This window comes from Noviherbaspirillum sp. FW303-A3 (assembly GCF_058788695.1).
Genome location: NZ_JBYTAZ010000001.1, coordinates 4,478,666 through 4,505,165 on the forward strand (window position 1 = coordinate 4,478,666; position 26,500 = coordinate 4,505,165).

Sequence of the window (26,500 nt, forward strand, 5' to 3'; positions counted from 1 at the left end):
GAAGCTGGCTCGGGGCGTGTGCTTGCCAAGCCGGATGCGCCCTGTAATGATTGCATGTCATCAAATTCGAACAAAAGGGGGCAGCATGCAGTATTTCGTTACGGGGGCGACGGGCTTCATCGGAAAGCGGCTGGTGAAGAAGCTGCTGGCCCGCAAGGGGAGTGTCGTCTACTTCCTCCTCAGGGAGGAAAGCAAGGCCAAGGTGCCGGCATTGCTCGAGTATTGGGGCACGACCAAGTCGCGAGCGATTCCGGTCTATGGAGACCTGTGCGCGAACAGGCTCGGCGTATCGAAGGAAGACACCAAGGCGCTCTCGAAGAACATCGACCACTTCTTCCACCTTGCCGCCATCTACGATCTGAAGGCCGATGCCGAAGAACAGATGGTTGTGAACATCGAGGGTACGCGTAATACCGTTGCATTCGCCAATGCCATCGGCGCCGGTTGCTTCCATCATGTCAGCTCGATTGCCGCGGCAGGTTTGTTCGAAGGCATCTTCCGCGAAGACATGTTCGAAGAGGCCGAGAACCTCGACCATCCTTATTTCGCCTCCAAGCACGAGTCCGAGAAGATCGTGCGCAAGGAATGCAAGGGCGCTTTCCGCGTGTATCGCCCGGGGCTCGTCGTCGGCGACTCGAAGACCGGCGAGATGGACAAGATCGACGGACCCTATTACTTCTTCAAGCTGATCCAGCGCATTCGCCAGATCCTTCCGCCGTGGATGCCCACCATCGGACTGGAAGGCGGCCGGATCAACATCGTCCCCGTGGATTACGTGGTAGACGCGATGGATCACATCGCCCACCAACCCAAGCTGGACGGCAAGTGCTTCCACCTCACCGATCCCGAACCGATGCGCGTGGGCGACGTGTTGAACACCTTCGCCCGCGCCGCGCATGCGCCCACGATGAGCCTGCGCATCAACGCGGCCCTGTTCGGCTTTGTTCCCAAGTCGATCAAGAAGAGCATGATGGCGCTGACGCCGGTACGCCGGGTGAAGTCGGCCATCATGAAGGACCTGGGGCTGCCGGACGACTTGATGCAGTTCATCAATTATCCGACGCGCTTCGACAACCGCGATGCGGCCGCCGCGCTGAAGGGAAGCGGTATTTCGTGCCCGCGCCTGGAGGATTATGCGTCCCGCATCTGGGACTACTGGGAGCGCAATCTCGATCCGAATCTGTTCATCGATCGCACACTTCGCGGACAAGTGGCGGGCAAAGTCGTGCTGGTCACGGGAGGCTCGTCCGGCATCGGCCTTGCAGCGGCACACAAGCTGGCCGAGGCTGGCGCGATCACCATCATTTGCGGCCGGGATGAGGAAAAGCTCGCGGAGGCCAAGAAGGAAATCAACGACCGCGGTTTCGATGTCATCACCTATTCTGCGGATGTGGCCGACATGGCGGACTGCGACCGCTTCGTCAACTTGCTGATGGAAAACCACGGCGGGGTCGATATCCTGGTCAACAATGCAGGACGTTCGATCCGTCGCGGCATCGAATCCAGCTATGACCGCTTCCACGACTTCGAGCGCACCATGCAGCTGAATTATTTCGGTGCACTGCGACTGACGATGGGTTTGCTGCCGAAGATGGTCGAGCAGCGGCGCGGCCATGTGATCAACATTTCGTCGATCGGTGTGCTCACGAATGCGCCACGCTTCTCCGCATACGTGGCGTCGAAGGCAGCGCTGGACGCATGGACGAGCTGTGCGGCCTCCGAGTTCGCGGACATGAACATCAAGTTCACCACCATCAACATGCCGCTGGTGCGTACGCCGATGATTGCGCCGACGAAGATTTACCAGAACGTGCCGACGCTGTCGCCGGACGATGCGGCCGATCTGATTGCGGAGGCAATTGTGCACAAGCCGGTACGGATAGCCACCCGTCTGGGAGTTCTCGGCGAAGTCATGCATGCGCTGATGCCGCGCGTTGCGCAGATCATCATGAACACCAGTTTCCGCATGTTCCCCGATTCTGACGCAGCGAAGAACAATGGTGACAAGAAAATTCCGCAGATGAATGCGGATCAGATCGCGCTGCAACAGCTGTTGCGCGGCGTGCACTTCTAATCGATCAGGAGAACACGGGATGAGGTGTCCGGCAGTTGCCGGACACTTTTTTTTCGGCCGCTATTTCTGTGGAAGCACCACGGCATCGATTTCGTGGATCACGCCATTGTCGGCAATCATGTCGCTCTGCACGACGTTGGCGTTCTCCACAGTCACCTTGCCGTTGTCGTTCTTTAACGTGACTGTGTCTCCCTGGATCGTCTGCACTTTCCCTGGCTTGACGTCCGACACGGTCACCTTGCCCGGGATCACGTGATGTGACAATATTTCAGCCAGTTTCGCCTTGTCTTTCATCAGGGAACTGACCGTGCCCGGCGGCAGTTGGTTGAATGCGGAGTCGCTCGGCGCAAAAACGGTATACGGCCCTGAATTTTTCAGCGTATCGGTGATGCCGGCCGCCTTGGCAGCCGCCAGGAAAGTCTTGAAGGATCCAGACGTGGACGCTGTCTCGACAAGGTCTGCAGCCCATGCGGACGCGCCGAGGGATGACAAGGCAATGGTCGCTATGATGGCAGCGCAGGATCGTTTCATGAAACCTCCTTGTTGAAAGGTACCGGATACATGTGCCCGGTACTGTCTGATAAGTTGCGGGAACAACAGAAAAGTTCAAACTGAAGAGCCGATCGAAAGCCGAATGTTTCTGGAGAAAGTATGCGCGCCATTGCATCAACGCTCGACCATATCGTTATCGTCGCCTCCATCCTGGAAGAGGGTGTCGATTTCTGCGAAGAGATGTTGGGGGTGAAGCTTGAAAAAGGCGGCGAACATGTGCGCGTCGGCACACACAACTACCTGCTGAATCTCGACGGCGGTGGCTATCTGGAAGTCATTGCCGTCGATCCCAAGGCCGGCGCAACGGATTGCCCTCGATGGTTTGGCATGGACCGGCCGGACCAACGCAAGCGAGCGGCAGAGGGGCCTTTTCTTGCGACTTTTGTGGCGAGGACGAACGATATTTTCCGTGCAGTGGCGGTGCTTCCGCAACTTGGCCCGGTACGCGACATGCAACGCGGCGCACTCGAATGGCAGATTACGATTCGAGATGACGGTGCCTTGGTGGAAGGCGGCACGCTGCCGACCGTGATCCAGTGGCCGGACGGCGTGCATCCTACACAGAAAATTCCGGAGTCAGGATGCAGCCTTGTACGTCTCGAAGCATTTCACCCGCAACCCTCCCTGTTGCGTAAAGCGTGGGCAAGTATCGGCCTGGCTGAAGATGATCGGCTCTGCATCAGCGACACCGCAGTTCCGTCCCCCTGTCTCGTTGCTCATGTGGCGACGCCGCGCGGAATCGTTGCGTTGACTTGAGAATGCATTCCGTCAAGCAAGGACGGCCGCATTCCGTGTAAGCTCCAAGGAATACAGGCTTATTGCACTATGCGTTCGGAGACCCCATGCTGATCAATTGTGTTGCCTATCAAGACGGCAAGCGCCTGAGCGATGTGCCGCTCGACAGGATCGACGAGTATCTCCATCTTTCCGATTGTTTCGTCTGGGTTGCGCTAAAAGATGCACAGCCGCAGGAGCTCAAGGTACTGCAAGCCGAGTTCAACCTGCATGAGCTTGCCGTCGAGGATGCACTGCACGGCCACCAGAGGCCCAAGATCGAAGAGTACGGCGATTCGCTGTTTGCCGTGGTCCACATCATCGAAATGGTCGGCGGTGAACTTCGTGTTGGTGAGCTCGATATCTTTGTGGAAGAAAACTATGTCGTTTCAGTGCGCAACGGCAGCGAACAGGGTTTCCTCGGCGTGCGCGCACGCTGCGAGCGCGAGCCGCAATTGTTGAAGCAGGGTTCGGCATTCGTGTTCTATGCACTGATGGATGCGGTCGTGGACCGCTACTTCCCGATCATCGAAGAACTGGAAGAGGAACTGGAGACGGTCGAGGACCAGATCTTCAACAAAGGATCGCAGCGGGCCAACATCGAGCGCCTCTATCAGCTCAAGCGCAAGGTGACGACACTCAAGCATGCGGTAACGCCACTGATGGAAGCATCGGCAAGGCTGTATGGCGGCAGGGTGCCGCAGATCTGCGTCAACACACAGGAGTACTTCCGTGACGTGTATGACCACCTCTACCGCATCAACACCTCGATCGACAATATCCGCGAAACGATCGCAACCGCGATCCAGGTGAACCTGTCGATGGTGACCATCGAGGAAAGCGAGGTCAACAAGCGGCTCGCGGCATGGGCGGCCATCTTTGCAGTGGCAACCGCCTTTGTCGGCATCTGGGGCATGAACTTCGAAGTCATGCCGGAACTGAAGTGGAAGTACGGCTATCCGGCGGCATTGTGTTTCGTCGCCGTCGTGTGTGCCTATCTCTATCGGCGTTTCAGGAAGTCAGGCTGGCTTTAGCGCGGCGTGGGCGCGCAACGGCTGCGCGCTCCGTGCCGATACGTCCCGAACCTCTCGGATGACCATCGCCTGCACGTCGGGATCAAAGCCGAGCGCAACGTGGCCGATGCCGTTCAGTTCGAGATTCTTCGCGCCCTCAAGATGGGACGATGTCTGCGGCGAAATGATGTTGTCGTGGTGGGAGTAGATAGACACGATCAGGTGGTAGATCGCAGCGTTCTCTCCCGCCTTCAGCGTCCGCAGCCATTCGCTGGCCAGTCCTTCCTGTTCCGTGGCGGTCCAGCGCATCTGATGTGTGTTCAGTCCCACGCCGAAATGGGCAAGGCTGGTGCCGTGATGTGGCGTTCCCAGCGTGATCAGTCTTGCAACACGCTTGCTTCCATGATCGCGCAGGTAAGCACGGGATGCCAGTCCGCCCATGCTGTGGGCGACGATGATGACCTTGTCATTTCCCGTTTCCTTGCACAGCGTTTCGATTGCGCTGTGGATCAGCGGGGAATATTCATCGATCCCGCCGATCACCGGTTCCAGGTCGATGGCATGGTGCGTGATGTTTGCCTTTTGCAGGGCCGCGCTCATGGACTGCCAGTAGCCGCTGTTGCAACCGTAGCCGTGGACCAGCAGGACCGGCAGGCCTTGTGGATGGGTAGCCATGCGTGTCGAAAAGGTGCGGAAGGGCATGGTCCATGAGGAAGCGGTCATGGTCGCCCGGAATTCGCCGAGGAATAGCAGGATGCCTTGCCACACCCCGATCCTGTGCTGCGCAGGCAGCTTGCTGCGATAGCGTGAGGCAAGCAGAAAATTGTTTCCGGTAATGACGAGCCGCGCCAGGATGACAAGGCCGATGCCAAGCAGCCCCGCCAGCAAGGCATTATCGAGATGGAGGAGTTGCATTGCAGCGGCAGCGAACGCCGCCGCGACAAGCAGTTGGAACAGCAGCAATAGTCTCGTGATTCTTGCAATCATGCATTAGATACTGAACAGACTCTTAGACCGCAATGGGCGTCGGTGCCGGCTTTCCAGTCAGTTCGTTTGCCAGCGTACTTGCCAGCTTAGCCGTGATTCCGTAGATCGACAACTGCGGGTTGGCGCCGATGGATGTGGGGAACAGCGAGCCATCGTGGACGGAGAGGTTGCTCAGCCCATGGTAACGACCATTCGACGAGACAACGCCGAGCCGAACATCGTCCGACATGGCGCATCCTCCCATCACATGGGCAGACACGACGCGTGACAGCAGCGGTTTGTAGGGCAGGTTGTTGATGGCCGTCTTCGCCGCTTTCCAGTTGTTGTAGCCTTCCGCCACCTCGTGCACCGGATACACGCTTTTTGCGCCGGCGGCGAACTGTATTTCCGCCATCGTCAGGAGCGAGCGCCGCACGCCATCCCAGACGAAATCGGAAATCGGATAGTCCAGGACGGGCGAGCCGTCATCCTTCAGTTGCACCGTGCCGCCGGCCGATTGCTCGTGGAATCCGTCGCGCAGCAGTGCGAGCAGGGCATGGGTATTGGCGAACTGTTTCATCATCGCCGTGTGCTGTTCGCCGAAGCCATGCATCGTCGATGCAAAGAGCAGAGGATGCAAGGGCGGCGCTTCCAGCTTGTAGCCGATCGGACCATCGATCGCTTGCGTATCGAGGAAGTGATCGGAATAGATGGTCTGCGGCGCACCGGAAAAACCTTCCACCTTGTGGTCGAACAGCGCGGCGGAAATGAGGGTCGGATGCAGGAAGGTGCGCTTGCCCAATAGGCGATGCGGATCGGGTGCGCCGGAACGCATCAGCAGCGCGGGTGAATTGATGGCGCCGCCGGCGATGACGTAATGGTGTGCATGGACATCGATCTTCTTGCCTGTCGGTGCCAAGCCGTCTCTGTCGAGTGCGATACACGACAGGCCGGCCACCTTGTCGCCTTTCATCACTAGCTTGTCTGCGCGCGCGCGCGTGACCAGTGTCGCGCCCTTTGTGAGTGCGGACGGAATGGTCGTGACCAGCATCGACTGCTTTGCATTCGTCGGGCAGCCCATGCCGCAGTAGCCGAGGTTCCAGCATCCCTTCACATTGCGCAGGATGGCTGCGGCAGGGATGCCAAGCCTGGCAGCACCGCGCTTGAGCAAATCGTTGTTCTCGTTCGGCGGCGTCAGCCATACGCTGATGTTGAGCCGCCGCTCCATCATCGCGAACCATGGCGCCATTGCTTCGGACGTGTAATCCTTCAGGCCGTATTTGGCCTGCCAGTAGGCGAGCGTTGCATTCGGCGTGCGGAAGCTGGATGTCCAGTTGACCGTCGTCGAGCCGCCGACCGCGCGCCCCTGGAGGATATTGATGGCCTTGTCCTTGGTCTTGCGCGCTGCCGACTCCTGGTACAGCGTCGGGTAGGCCTGCGCTTCCCGCATCTTGAAATCTTTCGACGACTTCAGCGGGCCTTCCTCGATGAGAACGACATCCAGCCCGGCCAGCGTGAGGATTTCGGCCGTCACGCCGCCGCCCGCACCGGTGCCGATGACGACCACGTCAGCCTCGATGTGCTTGCTGTCCTGCAGTGAAGAGGCGTCGAGGACTTTCCAGCCGGATGCGAGGCCGGCCTGTATCGGATCGGAAATGGAAGTGCTGGAAGAATTTCTCATGGTGCCTCTCAACTCAATTCCTTGGTCGGGCCGGGATAACCGATGGAGGCCCATGTCGACTCGTGCGAATACCATGAGCCGGTGATGAGGTCGTGCAGGCCGAGATAGGCACCCTGGAACAAGGCGATGCGGCTGTAGCGCCAGTCCTGCAGGAACGCGGCGACATCCGCCGGCTTCGCCTGCCCCCAGTCGTCCGGAACGCCGGCAAGCAGGCGCCGCGACGGGCCGAGCGCAAGTAAGGCAAACAGGTCCTGTACCTCCTTCTGCGCTGAAAGCGGCAGCCCGTGGATGGCATCGACGGCACGCTTGATTGCCGCATCGATGTCGGCCGGCGAGGTGACTGCATCCTTGAGCATGGCGGGAACGACTGCCGCGAGCACGGATCTCGCTGCATCATCCATGATGAACGGGCCAGGTGTTTCCGGGGGGCGCGTGATGCGATACAGGCCGCCGGCCGTCGCGAGCGCGAGTGTGCCGAGCAGCCCGACTTTCAGGAATGAACGTCGGGATGAGGTCATAGCCATGTCTCCATCTCTTTCTTTGTATTTTTTGCAGTGTACTCCACCGCATTCTCAGCTACGCGGAGCAAAGTAGAGTTCTAGCTCTAGTCGATCTTTTTTTGTGCTGCCCCTGCCTGCATGGGGCAGAATCATCATATGGAAAACGTGCGATACCAGCAGGATCAATCCGGCAACGCGAGCAAGCAGGAAGCGGCATCCATTATTCGTCGCGAACTCGCTGCAGTGATTGCTGCCCGGAAGTCCGCCCAATCCGACACGGCGCTCCACGCCGCGCGCGTCGCGGTTCGCTCCTTCCAGTCGCAACGCATGGCCGATACCCATGCCGACCTGTTGCGCGCGCCGGGCACAAGGGCCGCAGCGCAGTTTTTCCTCGCGGACCTCTATGGCACGGACGACCTGTCGCAGCGCGATGCCAGCCTGGAGCGCGTTGTCCCGGCTATGGAAAAGATGCTGCCAACTGCAGCATTGTGGACAGTGGCGAAGGCAATTTCCCTCGATGCATTATCGGAAAAACTGGATGCCGCCATGGCAATGCGCCTGGGTGAAAACTTTACGGAAGCGGACTACATCGCCGCGTACAGAAAGTCTGGAACACGCACGGACAGGGAGCGGCAAATCGGCCATGTCGAGTCGGTAGGGCGGGCGTTGTGCGAACTGGTTCGCATCCCGCTGATCGGCAGCACATTGGCGATGATGCGCGGCCCTGCAAAGATGGCCAATCTCGCCGAGCTGCAAAGTTTCCTCGAGCGCGGCTTCAAGGCCTTCAAGGGAATGAAGGACCCTGCAGCCTTCGTCAGTACGGTTGTCAGGCGAGAGAGCGAGATCATGAAGCGACTCTACGCGTGCGATCCCCACCCGTTCGCCGGCGTGGCAGAGAGCATTTAAGGGAAATTACTTTACGGGCTTCTTGCCGGGCGGATCGAACGAGATCAGGCGCGTACCCGCGATGCGGTCGTGCAGGAACTGTCTTTGCGGATCCAGGAATGCCGCCAGTGCCCACAGGGCCACGTTCGCGGCAGGAATAAGAACAAGCATCCACTCCTTCGCCCCCATTGCCCATGCCGCGACCAGTCCCGGCATGATCCACATCCATGACAGGAAGAAGCGTCCAAGCGCGCGCTTGATGCCCACAGGCTCGCCATCCGATGTCACAAGCCGGATGCGCCAGGTCTGCATGGCGAGCGTCTGCCCGCCATGTGTCCAGAACCATACAAAGTAGACCGCGAGCAGCAGCAGCAGCCAATCCTGCATCAGCCCGCGCAGATAGAGCGCATGCTTCTGCTCCATCAGAATGGAGAACAGGCCGCCGAAAATAAACAGCACGGCAAAAATCAGCATGGATTCATAAACCATGCTCGCAAGGCGTCGCCGAAGCGTGGGTGTGGCTTGGGTGTTCAATTGTTCAGCTTATTTCGAATTTGGCGGTGCGGAGGGCTGCAAGGCCGATTGGCTGGCCGCCTTGGGCGTGACGGATTGTTCAAGGACCGGCTTGGGCGTCGCCTTGATCGGGGGCAGCGGCTTGGGTTGCTTGTCCTGTGCGCCGGGAGGGGGAAGCGTGGCAACCTTCTTTTTGGCCGCGGTATCGGCGGCCAGCTTCTTCTTCTCTTCTTCCGGCAGTTGCTGGTACTGCTCCCACTGGGCAGATTTCTGGTCCGGGTTCAACTTCTTGGCGCGCGCATAGTTTTCCCGTGCCAGCCGCCGCTGCTCGGGCGTCAGCTTGACCCAGTCGCGCATGCGCTCCTGCATGCGTTGCTGCTCTTCCGGTTTCATCGAGCCGAACTTGTTGGCGATCGCAAGCCACTTGTTCTTGCGGACAGGTTCCAGCATGTCCCATTCGTTCGCAAGCGGTGCCAGCGCCTGTTGCTGCGCCGGACTCAGTTCTCTCCAGAGCGGTTTTGAGGCCGCAGGCTGCGTGGCGCCGGATTGAGCGGGAACGGACTGGGCCGCCGCTCCAGGCGTGAGCGCAACGGCAGCCGCCAGCGGCACGGCTAAAAAGAAGACCGCCCGCAGAAGGCGGGCGGTCGGCGTAAATATCCATCGATTCATATCAGTCATCCCGCGATGCCAGGAATGCGTTGAATCCGCTGTCCAGGTATGCGGACAGCGGCAATTCGTCAGCCAGGACCGCGGCGTCCATTTCGGCGGTATCGCTGATGTGCCGCTGCTCCACCTGGTAGATGCTTGCCAAAAGTGCAAACAGGGCAACCACCGGCACCATGACGCCCATCCGCCCCAGCCACGCGAGTGGTGCATTGACAAAATGCCCTGCCTCGCCGGCAAACAGGCGACGCGGGACGAGCACGTGCAGCCCGGATGCCTTCTTTTGGCGGGAGAGTGCAATTTTGCGAGCAGATGCGAGCTTTTCCGTGGTGGATGGCGGAAGTTTTTCCGCGCTCTCGTTAAGCGCGTGCCGTACCTTGTACGCGAAATTCAGTTCTCTGGTGTTCATAATGTAATTCCTTTGGCTCTCAGCGCCTGGGCTAATGCATGTGTCGCCCGCGAGCAGTGCGTTTTGACGCTGCCCTCGGAACAGCCCATTGCCGCAGCCGTTTCGGCTACATCCATATCCTGCCAATAACGCATGAGGAAGGCTTCGCGTTGACGCGCCGGCAGCTTTTGAATTTCCTCATCTATGACCGCCAGCACCTGGTCGCGTTCGACCTTGTCCGCACTGGATTCGGCAGCTTCCGTGCCTTCTTCCGCCTCGTAGGTTTCGAGCAGGTCGAAATTCTCGTTGTCTTCGAGGTCGTTGCCCATGCCCGAGAACAGGCTGACCCAAGTGCTGCGCACCTTTTCGCGGCGGAAGTAATCGTGGATGGTGTTCTGCAGAATGCGCTGGAAGAGCATCGGCAGCTCTGCCGCAGGTTTGTCGCCGTACTTCTCCGCCAGCTTGATCATTGCATCTTGGACAATATCCAGCGCTGCCTCATCCTTGCGAACCGCGTAGACAGCCTGCTTGAAGGCTTTGCGTTCCACGGCTTCCAGGAAGCTGGAGAGTTCTTTTTCAGTTGCCATGCGAGGAAGCGCGTCGTCTTTTTTTGCAGCAAAGAGGGTGGATGTTGGCGGGGCAGGTGCCCTCTGGCATCACTTTCCAAAACTGTGCGCATGCTAGCAAAAAAGGCGCGCACTGTGCATGGATTTTGCGGAAACCGCTTGATTTCTAAGGCTTTTGGTGGAATTTAACTTGACCAAAATGGTGCGACGCATTAACTTATCAATCCCTTCGCATCCCTGAAGGATTGTCTTTTCGTGCGCGGCGCATGATGCCGCCTTCCGATCAGACGCGCTTTACTTTTAAAAGCTGTTTGCTCTAACCCACGCCACAAGCGTGAGAAATCCGTACCGGCACTTCAGGTACCCCGGCTGAACGAGTCGCATTCAGCGTCGCTTTGAACCGCATCTACGGGTGCGTAACGAACCGGCGTGACCGCACAATCAAGGGAAGCCCAGGCACTGTCGCTCCGCACGGTTTTCGCCAGGAGAGAGCATCCGATCAATCTCCAATGGACCTTGAAAGGAACTGGCAATGAGTTCAGAAATCACAGGCGCGGAAATAGTCGTGCGTTGCCTGGCCGAGGAAGGCGTCGAACATGTGTTCGGTTATCCCGGCGGCGCAGTGCTCTACATCTACGACGCAATCTTCAATCAAGACAAATTCCAGCACATCCTGGTACGCCACGAGCAGGCGGCGATCCACGCTGCCGACGCCTATTCGCGCAGCTCGCAGAAAGTCGGCGTCGCCATCGTCACCTCCGGCCCCGGCGTGACCAATGCAGTCACCGGCCTTGCCACTGCCTACATGGATTCGATCCCGATGGTGATCATCTCCGGCCAGGTGCCGTCGCATGCGATCGGGCAGGACGCATTCCAGGAATGCGACACGGTGGGTATTACCCGCCCGTGCGTCAAACACAACTTCCTCGTCAAGGACGTCAAGGACCTGGCAGAGACGATCAAGAAAGCCTTCTTTATCGCCACGACCGGCCGTCCCGGCCCGGTGCTGGTCGATATTCCGAAGGACATCACGATCCAGAAGTGCGCATTCGAGTACCCGAAAGAGGTCGAGATGCGCTCTTACAAGCCGGTCGACAAAGGCCACTCCGGTCAGATCCGCAAGGCGGTCCAGCTTCTGCTGACCGCAGAACGCCCGATGATTTACACCGGCGGCGGCATCATCCTTGCGAATGCGGCTCCGGAGCTGAACAAGCTGGTCGACAAGCTCGGCTATCCCTGCACCAACACCCTGATGGGTCTCGGCGGCTACCGGGCATCGAGCGACAAGTTCGTCGGCATGCCCGGCATGCATGGCACCTACGAAGCGAACATGGCCATGCAGCACTGCGACGTGCTGATTGCCATCGGCGCGCGCTTCGACGACCGTGTGATCGGCAATCCGAAGCATTTCGCCACGCATCCGCGCAAAATCATCCACATCGATATCGACCCGTCGTCGATCTCGAAGCGTGTGAAGGTCGATATCCCGATCGTCGGCAACGTCAAGGACGTGCTGGTCGAACTGCTGTCGCAGCTCGACGCCTCTGAAGCCAAGCCGAACGCACCGGCCCTGGCAGCATGGTGGCGCCAGATCAACGAATGGCGCGGCCGCGAATGCCTGAAGTTTGCCACTTCCAACGAAGTCATCAAGCCGCAGGAAGTCGTGCGCAAGCTGTGGGAAGTGACCAAGGGCGATGCCTTCATCACCTCCGACGTCGGCCAGCACCAGATGTGGGCTGCGCAGTACTACAACTTCGACAAGCCGCGCCGCTGGATCAACTCCGGCGGCCTGGGCACCATGGGCGTCGGCCTGCCGTACGCAATGGGCGTGCAGATGGCCAATCCCGGCGCAACCGTTGCCTGCGTCACTGGCGAAGCCTCGATCCAGATGTGCATCCAGGAACTCGCCACCTGCAAGCAGTACCACCTGACCCCGAAGATCATCCTCCTGAACAACCGCTTCCTCGGCATGGTGCGCCAGTGGCAGCAGATCGATTACGGTTCGCGCTATTCCGAGTCGTACATGGATTCTCTCCCCGACTTCAACATGCTGGTCGAATCCTTCGGCCACGTCGGCATGAAGATCGAGAAGCCGGGCGACGTCGAAGGCGCGCTGAAAGAAGCGTTCGGCATGAAGGACAGGCTGGTGTTCATGAACTTCATTACGGATCAAACCGAGAACGTCTGGCCGATGGTGAAAGCCGGCAAGGGCTTGACTGAAATGCTTCTGGGTTCGGAGGATCTGTAATGCGACACATCATTTCTGTTTTGCTTGAAAACGAAGCAGGCGCGTTGTCGCGTGTGGTGGGTCTGTTCTCCGCCCGCGGCTACAACATCGAAACGCTGACCGTGGCGCCGACCGAAGACGCGACGCTGTCGCGCATGACGATCGTCACCACCGGTTCGGACGACGTGATCGAACAGATCACCAAGCACCTGAACCGCCTGATCGAAGTCGTGAAGGTCGTCGACCTGACCGAAGGCGCGCACATCGAGCGCGAACTCATGCTCATCAAGGTCCGTGCCGTCGGCAAGGAGCGCGAAGAAATGAAGCGCACCGCGGACATCTTCCGTGGCCGCATCATCGACGTGACCGAGAAGACGTACACCATAGAGCTGACCGGCAACAAGTCCAAGCTCGACGCCTTCATCGAATCGATCGACCGTACCGCGATCCTCGAAACCGTCCGTACCGGCGGTTCGGGCATCGGCCGCGGCGAACGCATCCTCAAAGTTTAAATCCAGTACCAACACACCATAAGTTAGGAAAAGAAATGAAAGTTTTCTACGACAAAGACTGCGACCTGTCCCTCATCAAAGGCAAGAACGTGACCATCATCGGTTACGGTTCGCAAGGTCACGCACACGCACAAAACCTGAACGACTCCGGTGTGAAGGTCACCGTCGGCCTGCGCAAGGGCGGCGCGTCCTGGGAGAAGGCAAAGAACGCCGGCCTGAACGTGGCTGAAGTCAACGAGGCAGTCAAGGCTGCCGATGTCATCATGATCCTGCTGCCGGACGAGAACATCGCCCAGGTCTACACCGAAAACGTCGCTCCGAACGCGAAGCAGGGTGCGGTACTGGCATTCGCCCACGGCTTCAACGTCCACTACGGCCAGGTTGTGCCGCGTGCCGACCTCGACGTCATCATGGTTGCCCCGAAGGCTCCGGGTCACACCGTCCGCGGTACCTACGCCCAGGGGGGCGGCGTGCCGCATCTGGTCGCCGTGTACCAGGACAAGTCCGGCAGCGCCCGTGACATCGCCCTGTCGTACGCCATGGCCAACGGCGGCGGCCGTGCCGGCATCATCGAAACCAACTTCCGCGAAGAGACCGAGACCGACCTGTTCGGCGAGCAGGCAGTCCTGTGCGGCGGTACCGTCGAACTGATCAAGGCCGGTTTCGAGACGCTGGTGGAAGCCGGCTACGCTCCGGAAATGGCTTACTTCGAGTGCCTGCACGAGTTGAAGCTGATCGTCGACCTGATCTACGAAGGCGGCATCGGCAACATGAACTACTCGATCTCCAACAATGCCGAGTACGGCGAGTACGTCACCGGCCCGCGCGTCGTCACCGAAGACACCAAGAACGCCATGCGTCAGTGCCTGAAGGACATCCAGACCGGCGAATATGCGAAGAGCTTCATCCTGGAAAACAAGGCCGGCGCACCGACCCTGATTTCCCGTCGCCGCCTGACCTCCGAGCACCAGATCGAGCAAGTCGGCGAGAAGCTGCGCGCGATGATGCCGTGGATCAAGAAGAACAAGCTGGTCGACCAGTCCAAGAACTAAGCGGACGGAATACTTGGGCAATCGTTAAGATTGTCCGGGTTGAGTAAAATGAATGGGGCGCACTTGATGGTGCAGCCCCATTTTTTTATTTGGAGAATTTCATGGCACGTTTTCTTGCCGGACTCATGTTTCTGGTGGCCTCAGCAGTAGCGCACGCCCAGCCCGCCATGCAAACAAGCGGAACGCTCGTCATCGTTCCCGGTTATGGCGAAGTCAAGCAGGCAAACGATGAGGCGCGTGCCACACTGATGGTCGAGGAGCAGGACAAGGACAAGGCCGCCGCCGCATCCCGCGTCAACCTGAAAATGAAGCAGGGTACCGACATCGTTCGCAAGGAAGATCCGCAAGCAGTACTGAAAACGCGCGGTTACTACACTTACCCGGTTTACGCGGACGATCCTGTGCAGCCGCGTCAAGGCAGCCGCGGCCGTCAGCCTGTCAGCTGGCGCGTCGGTCAATATCTTGAGGTCAGCACGCCCAATCTTGCCGGCTTGCCGAAAATGATCGCAGCCGCACAGCGCATCCTTGCGTTGAACAGCCTGCATTTCGGATTGACGGAGGCAACCAGCAAGAAACTGGAAGAGCAGCGCATTGCCGCCGCCTATCGCAACTTGACCGACCGCGTGGCGGCAGTTGCAAAGGCCATGGGGAGGAATCCATCGGATGCCGTGATTGAAACCGTGGATTTCGAGGCATCGGGTGCATATGCGCAGGATGCGGCCCCTGCAGCGAAGGCAATGCGCGCTGCGCCAATGGAAGCAATGCAGGTGGAAGAACCCAGTTTCGAACCCGGCGAGACTACGCAGGGGATGCGCGTCGTGGGCAAGATCCGCTTCAGATAGTGCTGAGGGAAAACATGCCGAAAGGTTACATTTGTTGCCCGGTCGTCTAGAATAGCCACGCTTTTAATTTTCGCCATTGCAAGATTCGAAAGAGCGATATCGCTTCGCGTATTTGCAATGGAAACAATTCCGGCCAAGCAGTGATCATATTGGCAAACAAATGAAACGGATTTGGAATGGCAACCTTCAATCGCCGCAAATCGAAGTCGAATACCGGAGCCGTGCTCAAGGCTGCGCGCTGGAACAAGCGTGCCCTTCATCATGCACAGCTTGAAGCCGAAGAGCCGCCGGCAGGGCCGACCTTGCGCCGCAGGGGTATTTACCTGCTGCCTAATGCCTTTACCACTGCCAACCTGTTCGCTGGATTCTTCGCGATCGTGATGGCAATGAACCTGAAATTCGACTATGCAGCAGTAGCGATCTTTGCCGCCATGCTGCTTGACAGTGTCGACGGCCGCGTTGCCCGTCTGACGAACACCCAGAGCGAATTCGGTGCGCAGTACGACAGCCTTTCGGATATGCTCTCGTTCGGAGCGGCTCCGGCACTCGTCGTCTATGAATGGTCGCTTCGCGGACTGGGCAAACTTGGTTGGCTTGCGGCATTCGTGTATTGCGCCGGCGCTGCCCTCCGGCTTGCACGCTTCAATACGAATATTGCTGTTGTCGACAAGCGCTATTTCCAGGGCTTGCCCAGCCCTGCGGCGGCAGCGTTGGTCACGGGATTCATCTGGCTGATGCATGACCTCGGATTCGAAGGACAGAACCTGAGCTGGTACGCGTGGGCAATCACCCTGTATGCAGGTTTGACGATGGTCACCAATGTGCCGTTCTACAGCTTCAAGGAAATAAACTTCCGCAAGTCGGTTCCCTTCATCGCAATCTTCGTCATCGTTCTCATCTTCGTGCTGGTGTCGAGCGATCCGCCCAAGGTGCTGTTCGGCATGTTCGTTCTGTATGGTCTTTCCGGCTACGTGATTTACTTCTGGCGCCTGGCAAAGGGTAAGCCGGTGAGCATCGTGCAGACATCGGAAATGGAAAACCACGACGCCAAGGATTGATGATGGCAAGGCCTGCAAAGGCCGTTGTGCAAGAGCTTCGAAGAGGCGGAAATTCGGTGAATTTCCGCCTTTTTGCTCACTAGTTGCACTTTTCCACAATTCCGCTTATAGTTTTCCGCATGTCCCGCGAAATCCACATTTCCGCATCCGCATCTTTCAGCAGCCTCCTGCTAGGCCTGCTGCTGCCGCTGTTTCTACTAGTGCGTTAACGCGCGCTAAATCCCATACCCCCACAATTTGTGTAGTGTCCCGCTCATGCCGCACCCGGCAAGGGCAGGCGAAGAACCATTCAAGAAGAATCCGATTTCAGCATTTTCCTCAAGGAGAGCAGCATGACCGACAAACTGATCATTTTCGACACCACCTTGCGAGACGGTGAGCAATCGCCCGGCGCATCGATGACCAAGGATGAAAAAATCCGCATCGCAAAACAGCTGGAGCGCCTGCGTGTGGACGTGATCGAAGCCGGTTTTGCGGCTGCATCTCCGGGAGATTTCGAGTCCATCAAGGCCATTGCCGGGATCATCAAGGATTCCACTGTCTGCTCCCTGTCGCGCGCCAATGATCGCGACATTTCTCGTGCAGCCGAGGCCCTTGCGCCTGCGGCACGCAAGCGTATCCATACCTTCATCGCGACGTCGCCGCTCCACATGGAAAAGAAGCTGCGGATGTCGCCCGACCAGGTTCTCGAGCAGGCGAAGCAGGCGGTGCGTTTTGCGCGCGGTTTCACCGACGATGTCGAATTCAGCCCGGAAGACGGCAGCCGTTCCGACATCGATTTCCTCTGCCGTGTCATCGAGTCGGTGATCAATGAAGGTGCAACCACTATTAACTTCGCGGATACCGTGGGTTATGGCGTGCCGGAGTTGTACGGCAACATGATCAAGACCTTGCGCGAGCGCATTCCGAATTCCGACAAGGCGGTATGGTCCGTGCATTGCCATAACGACCTCGGCATGGCAGTGGCGAACTCGCTCGCCGGCATCATGATCGGTGGCGCACGCCAGATCGAGTGCACCATCAATGGTCTCGGCGAACGTGCCGGCAATACGTCGCTTGAAGAAGTCGTCATGGCGGTGAAGACGCGCAAGGATTACTTCCAGCTCGACGTCGGCATCGACACGACGCAGATCGTGCCTGCGTCCAAGCTGGTGTCCCAGATTACCGGTTTCGCTGTGCAGCCGAACAAGGCTGTGGTCGGTGCCAACGCATTCGCCCACGCTTCCGGCATCCACCAGGACGGCGTGCTCAAGGCGCGCGACACTTATGAAATCATGCGTGCCGAAGATGTGGGCTGGACCGCCAACAAGATCGTCCTCGGCAAGCTGTCGGGCCGCAATGCATTCAAGCAGCGCCTGGAAGAACTTGGCATCGAGCTCGATTCCGAGACCGAAGTGAATGCGGCATTCGCACGCTTCAAGGAACTTGCCGACCGCAAGGCGGAAATCTTCGACGAAGACATCATCGCGCTGGTCTCGGACGAGCAGCATTCCCACGACAACGAGCACTACCGGTTCGTATCGCTCCGCCAGCATTCGGAAACGGGCGAGCGCCCGACCGCGAAAGTCGTGTTCACCATGGGCGGGAAGGAGCTTGCCTGCGAAGGGCAGGGGAACGGCCCCGTCGATGCAACTGTGAACGCCATCGAGTCGGAAGCCAAGAGCGGATCGGAACTGCTGCTCTTCTCGGTCAATGCGATCACGACCGGTACACAATCTCAAGGAGAAGTGACGATGCGCCTGTCAAAAGCGGGCCGTATCGTCAACGGCGTCGGTGCAGACCCGGATATCGTCGTTGCCTCGGCAAAGGCGTATTTGTCCGCGTTGAACAAGCTGCACTCGAAAGTGGACAAGCTTAATCCCCAGCTCTGACCCGCGACCGCCGAAATGAAAAGCGCCTGTCATCCAGGCGCTTTTTTTTATTGCAGTTTCCGGCTACCGCATCATGCCGAAAGGAAATTTCAAGTCTGGATCGAAGCGCATGTCCGGTCCATTCAACATCTGCCTGACGACGCCGGACTTGTCGAAATGGATATGCATGAGCGAATTCCATACGTCTGACTCCTTGTACGGATAGGACCAGACTTCGAGATCCCGCAGGGGCAGGTAGGAAGTTTCGGAGGGGCCGCCGACCGTCTTCAGGACACTATCCTTGGTCGCTTCCCCGACTTTAATTGTGGCAAATTTCTGAACGGTAAGAACTTGCTCAAAAGAAACTACTCTGCCATCCGGGCCTAGACGCGCCATGTAGGTTTTTTGCCCCCACGCTCCCAAGGGGTATTCCAGGAGACGGTCCTTGCCATCCTCGTATCGCTGTTTAGGCTGTCCGCGCTTGGTAATCACGTCCGCCTCCGAGTCCCCGATGTTGACCGGTGCGGGGAACAAGGTTGTACATGCCGAAAGGCTCAGCGCGATTGTCGAAGCAATAATTCCGGATAGAGGTTTCATCTTGCTGATCCAGCGAGTGAAATGCCTTAAGTATTTGAATAATCGACCCATTTCCTTTATACTGCGCGTCTTGGTCAATTTGGCCAAGTGTTTTTATCAATTGTTCACGGTGTCTGGGGTTGCGACTCCGCTCACCGCATGTGAAAGGTAATCATGTCTGTAGAAAATATCAACAAGGCCGCAATCATCGCGGACAACGCCCGCGGCACGAACGACACCGGCTCTCCGGAAGTGCAAGTTGCACTGCTGACCGCCCGTATCAACGAGCTTAACACCCACTTCAAGGCCCACGCCAAGGATCACCACTCCCGCCGCGGCCTGATCATGATGGTTAACCGCCGCAAGCGCCTGCTGTCCTACCTCAAGGGCAAAGACGCAAACCGTTATCGCGCTCTGATTGAAAAACTCGGCCTGCGCAAGTAATTCATTGCGCCATCGCTCGGTTTATAGAAAAAATGCCTGCGTCAGTTTCTGATGCAGGCATTTTGTCATTTTGCAGTTTGCAATTCGACAGCGATTCTGCAGTAAAGATGGCAGCCATGCGTGGCATGTCATCCGTGGTGAGGTGAACGACAGCGCCTGAAAATCTGTCGGAAAAAATAGAAAGGAAACACCGTGTTCAATAAAGTTACCAAGACCTTCCAGTACGGCCAGCATACCGTCACACTGGAAACCGGCGAGATCGCCCGCCAGGCATCCGGCGCAGTGGTCGTCTCGATCGAAGATACCGTGGTGCTGGCTACCGTCGTCGCCAAGAAGGACGTCAAGCCGGGCCAGGATTTCTTCCCGCTGACCGTCGACTACGTAGAGAAGAGCTACGCAGCCGGCCGCATCCCTGGCGGCTTCTTCAAGCGCGAAGGCCGTCCGTCCGAGAAGGAGACGCTGACCTCCCGCCTGATCGACCGTCCGATCCGCCCGCTATTCCCCGAAGGTTACATGAATGAAGTGCAGGTCATCGTGCATGTCCTGTCCGTCAATCCGGAAATCGATCCCGACATCGCCTCCATGATCGGCGCATCCGCTGCGATCTGCGTGGCCGGCATTCCGTTCAGCGGCCCGCTCGGCGCCGCGCGCGTCGGCTATATCGATGGACAGTACGTGCTGAACCCGACCACCTCGCAGATGGCGAAGTCGCAGATGGACCTGGTTGTCGCCGGTACCGAGCAGGCTGTGCTGATGGTCGAATCCGAAGCCAACCAGCTGTCCGAAGAGGTGATGCTGGGTGCCGTGGTCTATGGCCACGACCAGATGAAGGCGGTGATCGATGCCATCCACGAACTCGTGCGCGATGGCGGCAAGCCGGAAGTCCAGTGGGCGCCGGCCGCCAAGAACGAGGCGCTGATCGCACGCGTGACGCAACTCGCCGAAGGCAAGCTGCGTGAAGCGTATCAGACCAAGGACAAGCAGGCGCGTACTGCCAAGCTGAAGACCGTGTCTACGGAAGTGAATGCCGCACTGGCTGCAGAATCGGAAGCCGCCGGCACATCCGCCCCTGACTCCGTCGACGTCGGCAATATCCTGTTCGACATGGAGGCGAAGATTGTACGTTCGCAGATCCTCGAAGGCGAGCCGCGCATCGACGGCCGCGACACCCGTACCGTCCGTCCGATTACCATCCGTACCAGCGTACTGCCGCGTACCCACGGTTCGGCACTGTTCACCCGCGGAGAAACCCAGGCGCTCGTGATCGCGACCCTCGGCACCGCGCGCGACGAACAGAAGATCGACGCGCTCATGGGCGAGTACTCCGACCGCTTCATGCTCCATTACAACATGCCACCGTTCGCCACGGGCGAAACCGGCCGCGTGGGTTCGCCGAAGCGCCGCGAAATCGGTCACGGCCGTCTTGCCAAGCGTGCGCTGCAAGCAGCCCTGCCGGCACCGGAAGAGTTCAGCTATTCCGTGCGTCTGGTGTCCGAGATCACCGAGTCCAACGGCTCGTCCTCCATGGCCTCCGTTTGTGGTGGCTGCCTGGCGCTGATGGACGCTGGCGTCCCGATGAAGGCGCATGTTGCCGGTATCGCGATGGGACTGATCAAGGATGGCAACAAGTTCGCTGTCCTGACCGATATCCTTGGTGATGAAGATCACCTCGGCGACATGGACTTCAAGGTTGCCGGTACCTCTCTCGGCGTGACCGCGCTGCAGATGGACATCAAGATCCAGGGCATCACCAAGGAAATCATGCAGGTCGCACTGGCGCAAGCCAAGGAAGGCCGCATGCATATCCTCGCTAAGATGCAGGAAGCCATGCCGGTCGGCAAGACCGAGCTGTCCAACTTCGCTCCGCGTCTCATCACCATCAAGATCAATCCGGAAAAGATCCGCGACGTGATCGGCAAGGGGGGCGCAGTGATCCGTGCGCTGACGGAAGAAACCGGTACCCAGATCGATATCACCGACGAGGGTGTGGTCACTATCGCTTCCGTCGACGCGGCTGCCGGCCAGGAAGCCAAGCGCCGCATCGAGGAGTTGACCGCTTCTGTTGAAGTGGGCAAGACCTACGACGGCGTCGTTCTCAAGCTGCTCGATTTCGGCGCGATCGTCCAGGTCATGCCGGGCAAGGACGGCCTGCTGCATATCAGCCAGATCGCCAACGAGCGTGTGAATGCCGTTGCCGACTATCTGAAGGAAGGTCAGCAGGTACGCGTCAAGGTTCTCGAGACCGATGACCGCGGCCGTCTGAAGCTGTCGATGAAGGCAGCTGCTGCTGAAGAGGGCGGCGCTGCCCAGCAACAACAGCAACAGCAGCAGTAACATCGCGAAGCTGTACCCGCGCTGGAACTGAAAAAACCACCCGTGCCAATGGCCGGGTGGTTTTTTGTTTTCTGGTCTTAACTTAGAAGGGCATGCAGCATTGCGCGCGCAGATGCACGAGGCAGCAAGAGTTCGTTGCGGTACGAATCCAGTGTAGAAAAGGTCTGGAAGCCATTCTTGCCAAGGTCTTTCGCCTTGTACATGGCCTTGTCCGCGTTCTTCAGCAGTGTCGGGCCATCGCCGCCATCATCGGGGTAGATTGCGATGCCAATACTGACACTCAGCTTGCACTCCTTGCCCCCAATGAGGATGGGACGTGACGCCGCTTCAAGGAGCTTGTGGGCGACATCCGCCACATAACGCGCGTCATCCAGTTCTTCGATCAGCACGTAGAATTCGTCCCCGCCCATGCGTGCGATCTTGTCGGTATGTCTCAGGCAACTGCGCAAGCGTGATGCGATTTCGCACAGGACGATATCGCCGGCGTCGTGGCCCAATGTGTCGTTGATTTCTTTGAACTTGTCGAGGTCCAGGAACAGGACTGCGAATTTGTTGCCATGCCGCCGCGCAGTCCGAAGTGCCAGGTCGAGGTATTCCTTGAACAGAAACCTGTTTGGCAGCGACGTCAGGCCGTCATAGTGAGCGAGGTGGCGAATCTTGTCTTCCGAGGCTCTGCTTTCGATCGCAATGCCAGCGAGATTTGCGCAGATCTCGCACAATTGCCGGCTTCTCTCCGAAAGCGCAACCGGCTTGTGGGAGAAGAGTGCGAGCACACCAAGGATTTTTCTGTGCTTGCCAAGGATGGGCCATACGGCGTAACTCCTGAGCTGGTGCTCGAATGCGATGTCGAGTGAATCTTTCCATAGCGGATCCGTCGAAATATCCCTGACCATCACCGGTTCGCCTCGACGCGCCGATATACCGTGCTGGAACTGATAGTGCCGAGCCAGTGCGTCGCATGCCTTTGCGCGGAAGTTTGACGGAAGGTTCGGGGCGACCAGTTCCTGCAAGGTCTGTCCGTCGGCAGATAGCTGCACGATGGAGCAACGCCCTTCGTCTGACTGGCGCTCCATGAAATGTGCAATCTCCATCAGGATTTCCTGCAGCGCCACGCCTGTGGCGACCATGTTGAGAATGCGATTCTGGCCGAGCTGCAATGCTTCCGCGCGCTTGCGCTCCGTGATGTCGCGAACCACTACCTGAACTGAAGGCAACTCGTTATATAACAGATTCGTGGCGCCGATTTCCACATTGATCGCAAGGCCGTCCTGCCGTATCCATATCTGCTCAATGAACGGTGTCGGCTGCGCCTCGTGCGGTCGAAGGCGTCCGCGCTCGTGAAAAAGGGCATGGTAATCGGGGTGTACAAAATCAAAAATGTTTCGTCCCATCAGATCTTCCGGATCCCGTACGGCGAGCAGCCTGCTTCCGGCCTGGTTGAATAGCGCAACTCTTCCATCCTGGCAGATGAATGTGGCTTCAGGGGACAGTTCGACGAGTTGACGATACCTGATGGCGCTGTCCTTCAGGATTGCCTGACTTCTCTTGACGTCGGAGATGTCGCGGATGAATGCCGTGAACATGCGCTCGCCGCGCACGCTCAGGGGTACAAGGGCGAGTTCGACCGGGAAGGTGGAGCCATCGGCACGCATTGCTGTCAACTCGATTCGCCGGTTGAGAAGGAAGTTCTCTCCCGTTTCAAGGAACCGCTCCACGCCTTGGCGATGCCGCTCGCGCCACTCTGGTGGCGTGATGATGTCGGTCAGGTTCCTGCCGAGCACGTCCTCGCTCTTGCGACCGAAGGTTTGCTCTGCGGCCTGATTGAAGCTGATGATCGTCCCTTTTTCGTCAGTAGAAACGATGCCGTCCAAAGCAGCGGTAAGAATGGCGCTCTTGAACTGCTCGCTGTCGATGAGCGCGGATTCCATCGCCTTGCGCTGGGACTCGCGCGCATAGTTGTCGATAGCGAAGGAAATGTCGCGGCTCATTTCCGCAAGCAGGTCAATCAGCTGATCGTCGAAAAAGTGGGGCGCGGTCGAGTACAGATTCAGCACGCCCAGGGTCTTGCCTTCTTCGGCAAACGGAAAACTTGCGACCGAGCCGAGCCCGTTGCGGACATCCGGCACCTCCCCTCCGGCTGGCATCAGTGGAAGGTCGTTGCAGAGGTCGGGACGTCCTTCCCGTGCCGCAGCAGCAACAACGGCGTAGTGCTGCGGGAAGGATGCGTCGATTGGAATCCTGCTCTCCATCAAGTCGTCCTGAAAGATGCCATGTGCAGCACATGGAGCGATGCAGGCATTTGCATGATCGATCAACCCGATCCAGGCGAGCTTGAAATGTCCGTGTTCGACAGCAATGCGGCAGATTTCCTTGAACAGCGTTTCGCGGTCTCCAATACGCACGATTGCCTGGTTGGTCTGGCTCAGGGCCGCGTACAGGTCGCGCATCCGGGTAACGCGATTCTCTGCCTTCTTGCGCTCGTCGATGTCGGAGAATGTGCCGACCATGCGCTGCGCGCGGCCGGCTTCGTCGCGCTCTACAATCCTTCCGCTGATGTTGACCCAGCGCCAGCCGCGGGATGCGTCCTTCAGGCGCAATTCCGCATGGTAGGAGGTGCCGTCATCGTCGCCGTTGCCCTTGAGCGCCTCATGCAAACGTGCCCGAAAAAGAGGCAGATCGGCTTCATGAATGATGGAGGGCAGAGCGCTCGAATGCCATGTCTTCGATGTGTCCAGCAACAATGCCTTGAGGTTGCCCGCAAGCTGACCACTGAAATGCAGGCAATCGTCGGGAATGCTCCAGTCGAACGCTAGCTGACCCGAACTTTCAAGAGCCAGACTCAGCCGCTTGTTCATTGCCGACGACCTGGAGGATTTTCCATCATCGCGTTTTTTCTTAGGCTTTCCGGTATTCGAATGCATGATATTTGCCCCAGCGAAATCGTATTGCCTTTTGGAAATGCAGATGCTTGTTTAGTTCCCATCATTTTGTAACTTTGTTATATCGGTTTGTTACATTCAGGATTTGCTTCAGAGGGCACCGAGCTTTTCATTGTTTCTCATGTGCCGCATCGCATGTTGCGCAGCCTCAACTGTCCGGCAGGAAAGTGCCGGTAGCGGGCGGAAATCGATTTCAGGCGCTGGCGTACAATGCTCTTCTGTCCACAGGGGAGCCGGAACATGAAAGCTGTCGAAATTGCCCAACCCGGGCCACCTGATGTCTTGCGTTCATGCGAGAGGCCGATTCCGGAACTCAAGCAAGGGGAGGTGCTGATCAAGGTGCATGCCGCAGGCGTCAACCGGCCGGATGTTATTCAGCGAATGGGGCATTACCCGGTTCCACCTGGGGCGTCCGATCTTCCCGGCCTCGAGATTGCAGGGGAGATCGTCGACGGTGACATGTCCGGAACCGGATTTAGGAAGGGGGACCGTGTTTGTGCATTGGTGCAGGGAGGCGGATATGCCGAGTATTGCGCAGCACCGGCAAGACAATGCCTGCCTGTTCCGAAGGGATTGAGCTTCGTGGAAGCGGCGTCGCTTCCGGAAACCTTCTTTACCGTATGGAGCAATGTCTTTGACCGTGCGCATCTCGCAGGCGAGGAAACAATCCTTGTGCAGGGTGGGACCTCCGGGATCGGCGTCGCGGCCATCCAGATCGCTGCCGCGTTCGGCCATCGCGTTTTTGCCACTGCGGGTAGTGACGAGAAGTGTCGTGCTTGCGAAGAGCTTGGTGCCTCGCGTGCCATCAACTACCGCACAGAAGATTTTGTCGAGGTGGTGAAGTCGGAAACGGACGGTAAGGGCGTGGACGTGATCCTCGACATGGTGGGGGGGATATACGTGCCGCGTGAACTCGAGTGCCTGGCGGACGATGGTCGCCTGGCCATTATTGCACTGCTCGGGGGCGCAAAAGCGACGGTCGATCTCGGGCAGGTGCTGCGACGCCGGCTCACTATCACTGGCTCCACCCTGCGGCCTCGCTCTGTCGCTTTCAAGGCAGACATTGCAGCGAAATTGCAAGCCAATGTCTGGCCCTTGCTCGAAACGCAGAAGGTGAAACCGGTCATCTATCAGGTCTTTTCACTGGAAGAGGCGGTCCAGGCGCATGTTCTGATGGAAACAAGCACTCATATCGGGAAAATCGTACTTCAGGTGGGCTAGCTTTTTGCTCGTCAAGGAGGCTTGGGGGAATTGCATGCGCCGAGCGCCGGTTTGACCGGTAATGGTGCGGCGCGCTAAAATTAAGGGTTATTGAAAATTCAGGGCCCATATGCGTCGCAAACTTATTGCCGGTAACTGGAAGATGAATGGCAGCCAGTCTGCCAATGCAGTCCTCCTGAACGATATCCGCAGCGGTGCAGGCCAGGCGGCGTGTGATATCGCAGTCTGCGTACCGGCGCCTTACTTTGCGCAATGCCAGTCGCTGCTCGGCGGCAGTTCGATTGCGTGGGGCGGACAGGATCTTTCGATCCATGAGGCGGGCGCCTATACCGGAGAAGTCGCGGCATCGATGCTCGTCGATTTTGGCTGTGCCTTCGTCATTGTCGGACATTCCGAGCGCCGTACTTATCATGGTGAAAGCGATGATTTGGTCGCAAAGAAAACCGTAAGGGCGTTGCAGTCCGGCGTGACGCCGATCGTTTGTGTCGGCGAGTCCCTGGAGCAGCGCGAGTCGGGCAAGACTGATGAGGTCGTTGGTGCACAGGTGGATGCGGTACTTGCGGCTATCGCCCCCGAAGACGTGGCCAAAATCGTCATCGCCTATGAGCCCGTCTGGGCAATCGGAACGGGCAAGACCGCGACCCCGCAAATGGCTCAGGATGTGCATGCGATGTTGCGTGGGAGGCTTCAGGCGAAGAACCCTGGCGCGGCAGGGGCGGTCAAAATTCTGTACGGCGGCAGCATGAAGCCGGATAACGCCGGTGAATTGCTCGCCATGGCGGATATCGATGGCGGGCTTATTGGCGGGGCATCGCTGAAGGCGGTCGACTTCCTCGCAATCATTCGTGCCGCGTAAGCGAAGCAAGTTGA

General features: G+C 58.3%; 24 protein-coding genes. 14 read left to right on the forward strand and 10 right to left on the reverse strand.

Annotated features, from left to right (window positions below):
* The first annotated feature begins 85 nt into the window (after positions 1-85).
* Complete coding sequence (locus AC3WOY_RS21440; RefSeq protein ID WP_492427459.1) at positions 86-2,074, forward strand: SDR family oxidoreductase; 1,989 nt, start codon at positions 86-88, stop codon at positions 2,072-2,074.
* A 60-nt stretch (positions 2,075-2,134) separates the two neighbouring features.
* Here the strand turns inward: AC3WOY_RS21440 and AC3WOY_RS21445 are convergent, their stop codons facing one another.
* The gene (locus AC3WOY_RS21445; RefSeq protein ID WP_492427461.1) at positions 2,135-2,605 is read right to left on the reverse strand and encodes a fasciclin domain-containing protein; all 471 of its coding nucleotides are present in this window, start codon (positions 2,603-2,605) and stop codon (positions 2,135-2,137) included.
* A gap of 120 nt (positions 2,606-2,725) precedes the next feature.
* Here AC3WOY_RS21445 and AC3WOY_RS21450 point away from each other — a divergent pair, with 120 nt between their 5' ends.
* Positions 2,726-3,382 (forward strand): VOC family protein, encoded by a 657-nt coding sequence (locus tag AC3WOY_RS21450; protein WP_492427463.1) that lies wholly within the window; start codon positions 2,726-2,728, stop codon positions 3,380-3,382.
* 86 nt (positions 3,383-3,468) lie between these two features.
* A complete protein-coding gene (gene corA, locus AC3WOY_RS21455; protein ID WP_492427464.1) occupies positions 3,469-4,434 on the forward strand; it encodes a magnesium/cobalt transporter CorA in 966 nt (321 codons plus the stop codon).
* On the opposite strand, the gene AC3WOY_RS21460 is transcribed toward corA, so the two are convergent.
* Genes AC3WOY_RS21460 through AC3WOY_RS21470 form a run of 3 tightly spaced genes read right to left on the reverse strand, consistent with a single transcriptional unit; the run spans position 4,420 to position 7,578 of the window.
* Positions 4,420-5,400 (reverse strand): esterase/lipase family protein, encoded by a 981-nt coding sequence (locus tag AC3WOY_RS21460; RefSeq protein WP_492427466.1) that lies wholly within the window; start codon positions 5,398-5,400, stop codon positions 4,420-4,422. The genes corA and AC3WOY_RS21460 overlap by 15 nt on opposite strands.
* A gap of 22 nt (positions 5,401-5,422) precedes the next feature.
* Entirely contained in the window at positions 5,423-7,060 is a 1,638-nt protein-coding gene (locus AC3WOY_RS21465; protein WP_492427468.1) for a GMC family oxidoreductase, read from the reverse strand.
* A gap of 8 nt (positions 7,061-7,068) precedes the next feature.
* Complete coding sequence (locus tag AC3WOY_RS21470; RefSeq protein ID WP_492427470.1) at positions 7,069-7,578, reverse strand: hypothetical protein; 510 nt, start codon at positions 7,576-7,578, stop codon at positions 7,069-7,071.
* Between the two features lie 138 nt (positions 7,579-7,716).
* Here AC3WOY_RS21470 and AC3WOY_RS21475 point away from each other — a divergent pair, with 138 nt between their 5' ends.
* A complete protein-coding gene (locus tag AC3WOY_RS21475) occupies positions 7,717-8,466 on the forward strand; it encodes a DUF8198 family protein (protein ID WP_492427472.1) in 750 nt (249 codons plus the stop codon).
* 6 nt (positions 8,467-8,472) lie between these two features.
* Here AC3WOY_RS21475 and AC3WOY_RS21480 read toward each other — a convergent pair whose 3' ends face one another.
* The 4 genes from AC3WOY_RS21480 to AC3WOY_RS21495 are packed head-to-tail and all read right to left on the reverse strand — an operon-like array spanning position 8,473 to position 10,596.
* Positions 8,473-8,979 (reverse strand): RDD family protein, encoded by a 507-nt coding sequence (locus AC3WOY_RS21480; RefSeq protein WP_492427474.1) that lies wholly within the window; start codon positions 8,977-8,979, stop codon positions 8,473-8,475.
* Positions 8,980-8,988: 9 nt separating this feature from the next.
* On the reverse strand, positions 8,989-9,636 hold the full coding sequence (locus AC3WOY_RS21485; RefSeq protein WP_492427476.1) for a DUF3106 domain-containing protein: 648 nt from the start codon (positions 9,634-9,636) through the stop codon (positions 8,989-8,991).
* Complete coding sequence (locus tag AC3WOY_RS21490; protein ID WP_492427478.1) at positions 9,629-10,030, reverse strand: DUF3619 family protein; 402 nt, start codon at positions 10,028-10,030, stop codon at positions 9,629-9,631. The genes AC3WOY_RS21485 and AC3WOY_RS21490 overlap by 8 nt, the downstream gene beginning before the upstream one ends.
* On the reverse strand, positions 10,027-10,596 hold the full coding sequence (locus AC3WOY_RS21495) for an RNA polymerase sigma factor (protein WP_492427480.1): 570 nt from the start codon (positions 10,594-10,596) through the stop codon (positions 10,027-10,029). Before AC3WOY_RS21495 ends, AC3WOY_RS21490 begins: the two co-directional genes overlap by 4 nt.
* Before the next feature lie 511 nt (positions 10,597-11,107).
* Here AC3WOY_RS21495 and AC3WOY_RS21500 point away from each other — a divergent pair.
* The 6 genes from AC3WOY_RS21500 to AC3WOY_RS21525 all read left to right on the forward strand — a co-directional run bounded on the left by AC3WOY_RS21500 (position 11,108) and on the right by AC3WOY_RS21525 (position 18,137).
* A complete protein-coding gene (locus tag AC3WOY_RS21500) occupies positions 11,108-12,823 on the forward strand; it encodes an acetolactate synthase 3 catalytic subunit (RefSeq protein WP_492427482.1) in 1,716 nt (571 codons plus the stop codon).
* On the forward strand, positions 12,823-13,314 hold the full coding sequence (gene ilvN, locus AC3WOY_RS21505) for an acetolactate synthase small subunit (protein ID WP_135086867.1): 492 nt from the start codon (positions 12,823-12,825) through the stop codon (positions 13,312-13,314). The genes AC3WOY_RS21500 and ilvN overlap by 1 nt, the downstream gene beginning before the upstream one ends.
* Before the next feature lie 35 nt (positions 13,315-13,349).
* Entirely contained in the window at positions 13,350-14,366 is a 1,017-nt protein-coding gene (ilvC, locus tag AC3WOY_RS21510) for a ketol-acid reductoisomerase (RefSeq protein WP_492427484.1), read from the forward strand.
* Positions 14,367-14,467: 101 nt separating this feature from the next.
* Positions 14,468-15,208, forward strand: a complete 741-nt coding sequence (locus tag AC3WOY_RS21515) for an SIMPL domain-containing protein (protein ID WP_492427486.1) — start codon at positions 14,468-14,470, stop codon at positions 15,206-15,208.
* 176 nt (positions 15,209-15,384) lie between these two features.
* Positions 15,385-16,266, forward strand: coding sequence for a CDP-diacylglycerol--serine O-phosphatidyltransferase (gene pssA, locus AC3WOY_RS21520; protein WP_492427488.1), 882 nt, complete (start codon positions 15,385-15,387; stop codon positions 16,264-16,266).
* Between the two features lie 332 nt (positions 16,267-16,598).
* Positions 16,599-18,137 carry a 2-isopropylmalate synthase gene (locus tag AC3WOY_RS21525; protein WP_492427490.1) on the forward strand — a complete coding sequence of 513 codons (1,539 nt, stop codon included), beginning with the start codon at positions 16,599-16,601 and terminating at the stop codon, positions 18,135-18,137.
* Between the two features lie 63 nt (positions 18,138-18,200).
* On the opposite strand, the gene AC3WOY_RS21530 is transcribed toward AC3WOY_RS21525, so the two are convergent.
* Entirely contained in the window at positions 18,201-18,713 is a 513-nt protein-coding gene (locus tag AC3WOY_RS21530; protein ID WP_492427492.1) for a hypothetical protein, read from the reverse strand.
* 153 nt (positions 18,714-18,866) lie between these two features.
* Here AC3WOY_RS21530 and rpsO point away from each other — a divergent pair, with 153 nt between their 5' ends.
* Positions 18,867-19,136 carry a 30S ribosomal protein S15 gene (gene rpsO / locus AC3WOY_RS21535; protein WP_492427494.1) on the forward strand — a complete coding sequence of 90 codons (270 nt, stop codon included), beginning with the start codon at positions 18,867-18,869 and terminating at the stop codon, positions 19,134-19,136.
* Positions 19,137-19,328: 192 nt separating this feature from the next.
* Complete coding sequence (pnp, locus tag AC3WOY_RS21540; protein ID WP_492427496.1) at positions 19,329-21,470, forward strand: polyribonucleotide nucleotidyltransferase; 2,142 nt, start codon at positions 19,329-19,331, stop codon at positions 21,468-21,470.
* Positions 21,471-21,547: 77 nt separating this feature from the next.
* Here pnp and AC3WOY_RS21545 read toward each other — a convergent pair whose 3' ends face one another.
* Positions 21,548-24,325 (reverse strand): diguanylate cyclase domain-containing protein, encoded by a 2,778-nt coding sequence (locus tag AC3WOY_RS21545; RefSeq protein WP_492427498.1) that lies wholly within the window; start codon positions 24,323-24,325, stop codon positions 21,548-21,550.
* 324 nt (positions 24,326-24,649) lie between these two features.
* On the opposite strand from AC3WOY_RS21545, the gene AC3WOY_RS21550 reads away from it, so the two are divergent.
* The gene (locus AC3WOY_RS21550) at positions 24,650-25,630 is read left to right on the forward strand and encodes an NAD(P)H-quinone oxidoreductase (RefSeq protein WP_492427500.1); all 981 of its coding nucleotides are present in this window, start codon (positions 24,650-24,652) and stop codon (positions 25,628-25,630) included.
* Between the two features lie 109 nt (positions 25,631-25,739).
* Positions 25,740-26,486, forward strand: a complete 747-nt coding sequence (gene tpiA, locus AC3WOY_RS21555) for a triose-phosphate isomerase (RefSeq protein WP_492427502.1) — start codon at positions 25,740-25,742, stop codon at positions 26,484-26,486.
* Positions 26,487-26,500 lie beyond the last annotated feature (14 nt).

What these genes read in the sequence shown, in the direction of transcription:
- AC3WOY_RS21440 (WP_492427459.1), top strand. Translation starts at nt 86, where the DNA reads ATGCAGTATTTCGTTACGGGGGCGACGGGCTTCATCGGAAAGCGGCTG.
- AC3WOY_RS21445 (WP_492427461.1), bottom strand. Translation starts at nt 2,605, where the DNA reads ATGAAACGATCCTGCGCTGCCATCATAGCGACCATTGCCTTGTCATCC.
- AC3WOY_RS21450 (WP_492427463.1), top strand. Translation starts at nt 2,726, where the DNA reads ATGCGCGCCATTGCATCAACGCTCGACCATATCGTTATCGTCGCCTCC.
- corA (WP_492427464.1), top strand. Translation starts at nt 3,469, where the DNA reads ATGCTGATCAATTGTGTTGCCTATCAAGACGGCAAGCGCCTGAGCGAT.
- AC3WOY_RS21460 (WP_492427466.1), bottom strand. Translation starts at nt 5,400, where the DNA reads ATGATTGCAAGAATCACGAGACTATTGCTGCTGTTCCAACTGCTTGTC.
- AC3WOY_RS21465 (WP_492427468.1), bottom strand. Translation starts at nt 7,060, where the DNA reads ATGAGAAATTCTTCCAGCACTTCCATTTCCGATCCGATACAGGCCGGC.
- AC3WOY_RS21470 (WP_492427470.1), bottom strand. Translation starts at nt 7,578, where the DNA reads ATGACCTCATCCCGACGTTCATTCCTGAAAGTCGGGCTGCTCGGCACA.
- AC3WOY_RS21475 (WP_492427472.1), top strand. Translation starts at nt 7,717, where the DNA reads ATGGAAAACGTGCGATACCAGCAGGATCAATCCGGCAACGCGAGCAAG.
- AC3WOY_RS21485 (WP_492427476.1), bottom strand. Translation starts at nt 9,636, where the DNA reads ATGACTGATATGAATCGATGGATATTTACGCCGACCGCCCGCCTTCTG.
- AC3WOY_RS21490 (WP_492427478.1), bottom strand. Translation starts at nt 10,030, where the DNA reads ATGAACACCAGAGAACTGAATTTCGCGTACAAGGTACGGCACGCGCTT.
- AC3WOY_RS21495 (WP_492427480.1), bottom strand. Translation starts at nt 10,596, where the DNA reads ATGGCAACTGAAAAAGAACTCTCCAGCTTCCTGGAAGCCGTGGAACGC.
- AC3WOY_RS21500 (WP_492427482.1), top strand. Translation starts at nt 11,108, where the DNA reads ATGAGTTCAGAAATCACAGGCGCGGAAATAGTCGTGCGTTGCCTGGCC.
- ilvN (WP_135086867.1), top strand. Translation starts at nt 12,823, where the DNA reads ATGCGACACATCATTTCTGTTTTGCTTGAAAACGAAGCAGGCGCGTTG.
- ilvC (WP_492427484.1), top strand. Translation starts at nt 13,350, where the DNA reads ATGAAAGTTTTCTACGACAAAGACTGCGACCTGTCCCTCATCAAAGGC.
- AC3WOY_RS21515 (WP_492427486.1), top strand. Translation starts at nt 14,468, where the DNA reads ATGGCACGTTTTCTTGCCGGACTCATGTTTCTGGTGGCCTCAGCAGTA.
- pssA (WP_492427488.1), top strand. Translation starts at nt 15,385, where the DNA reads ATGGCAACCTTCAATCGCCGCAAATCGAAGTCGAATACCGGAGCCGTG.
- AC3WOY_RS21525 (WP_492427490.1), top strand. Translation starts at nt 16,599, where the DNA reads ATGACCGACAAACTGATCATTTTCGACACCACCTTGCGAGACGGTGAG.
- AC3WOY_RS21530 (WP_492427492.1), bottom strand. Translation starts at nt 18,713, where the DNA reads ATGAAACCTCTATCCGGAATTATTGCTTCGACAATCGCGCTGAGCCTT.
- rpsO (WP_492427494.1), top strand. Translation starts at nt 18,867, where the DNA reads ATGTCTGTAGAAAATATCAACAAGGCCGCAATCATCGCGGACAACGCC.
- AC3WOY_RS21545 (WP_492427498.1), bottom strand. Translation starts at nt 24,325, where the DNA reads ATGAACAAGCGGCTGAGTCTGGCTCTTGAAAGTTCGGGTCAGCTAGCG.
- AC3WOY_RS21550 (WP_492427500.1), top strand. Translation starts at nt 24,650, where the DNA reads ATGAAAGCTGTCGAAATTGCCCAACCCGGGCCACCTGATGTCTTGCGT.
- tpiA (WP_492427502.1), top strand. Translation starts at nt 25,740, where the DNA reads ATGCGTCGCAAACTTATTGCCGGTAACTGGAAGATGAATGGCAGCCAG.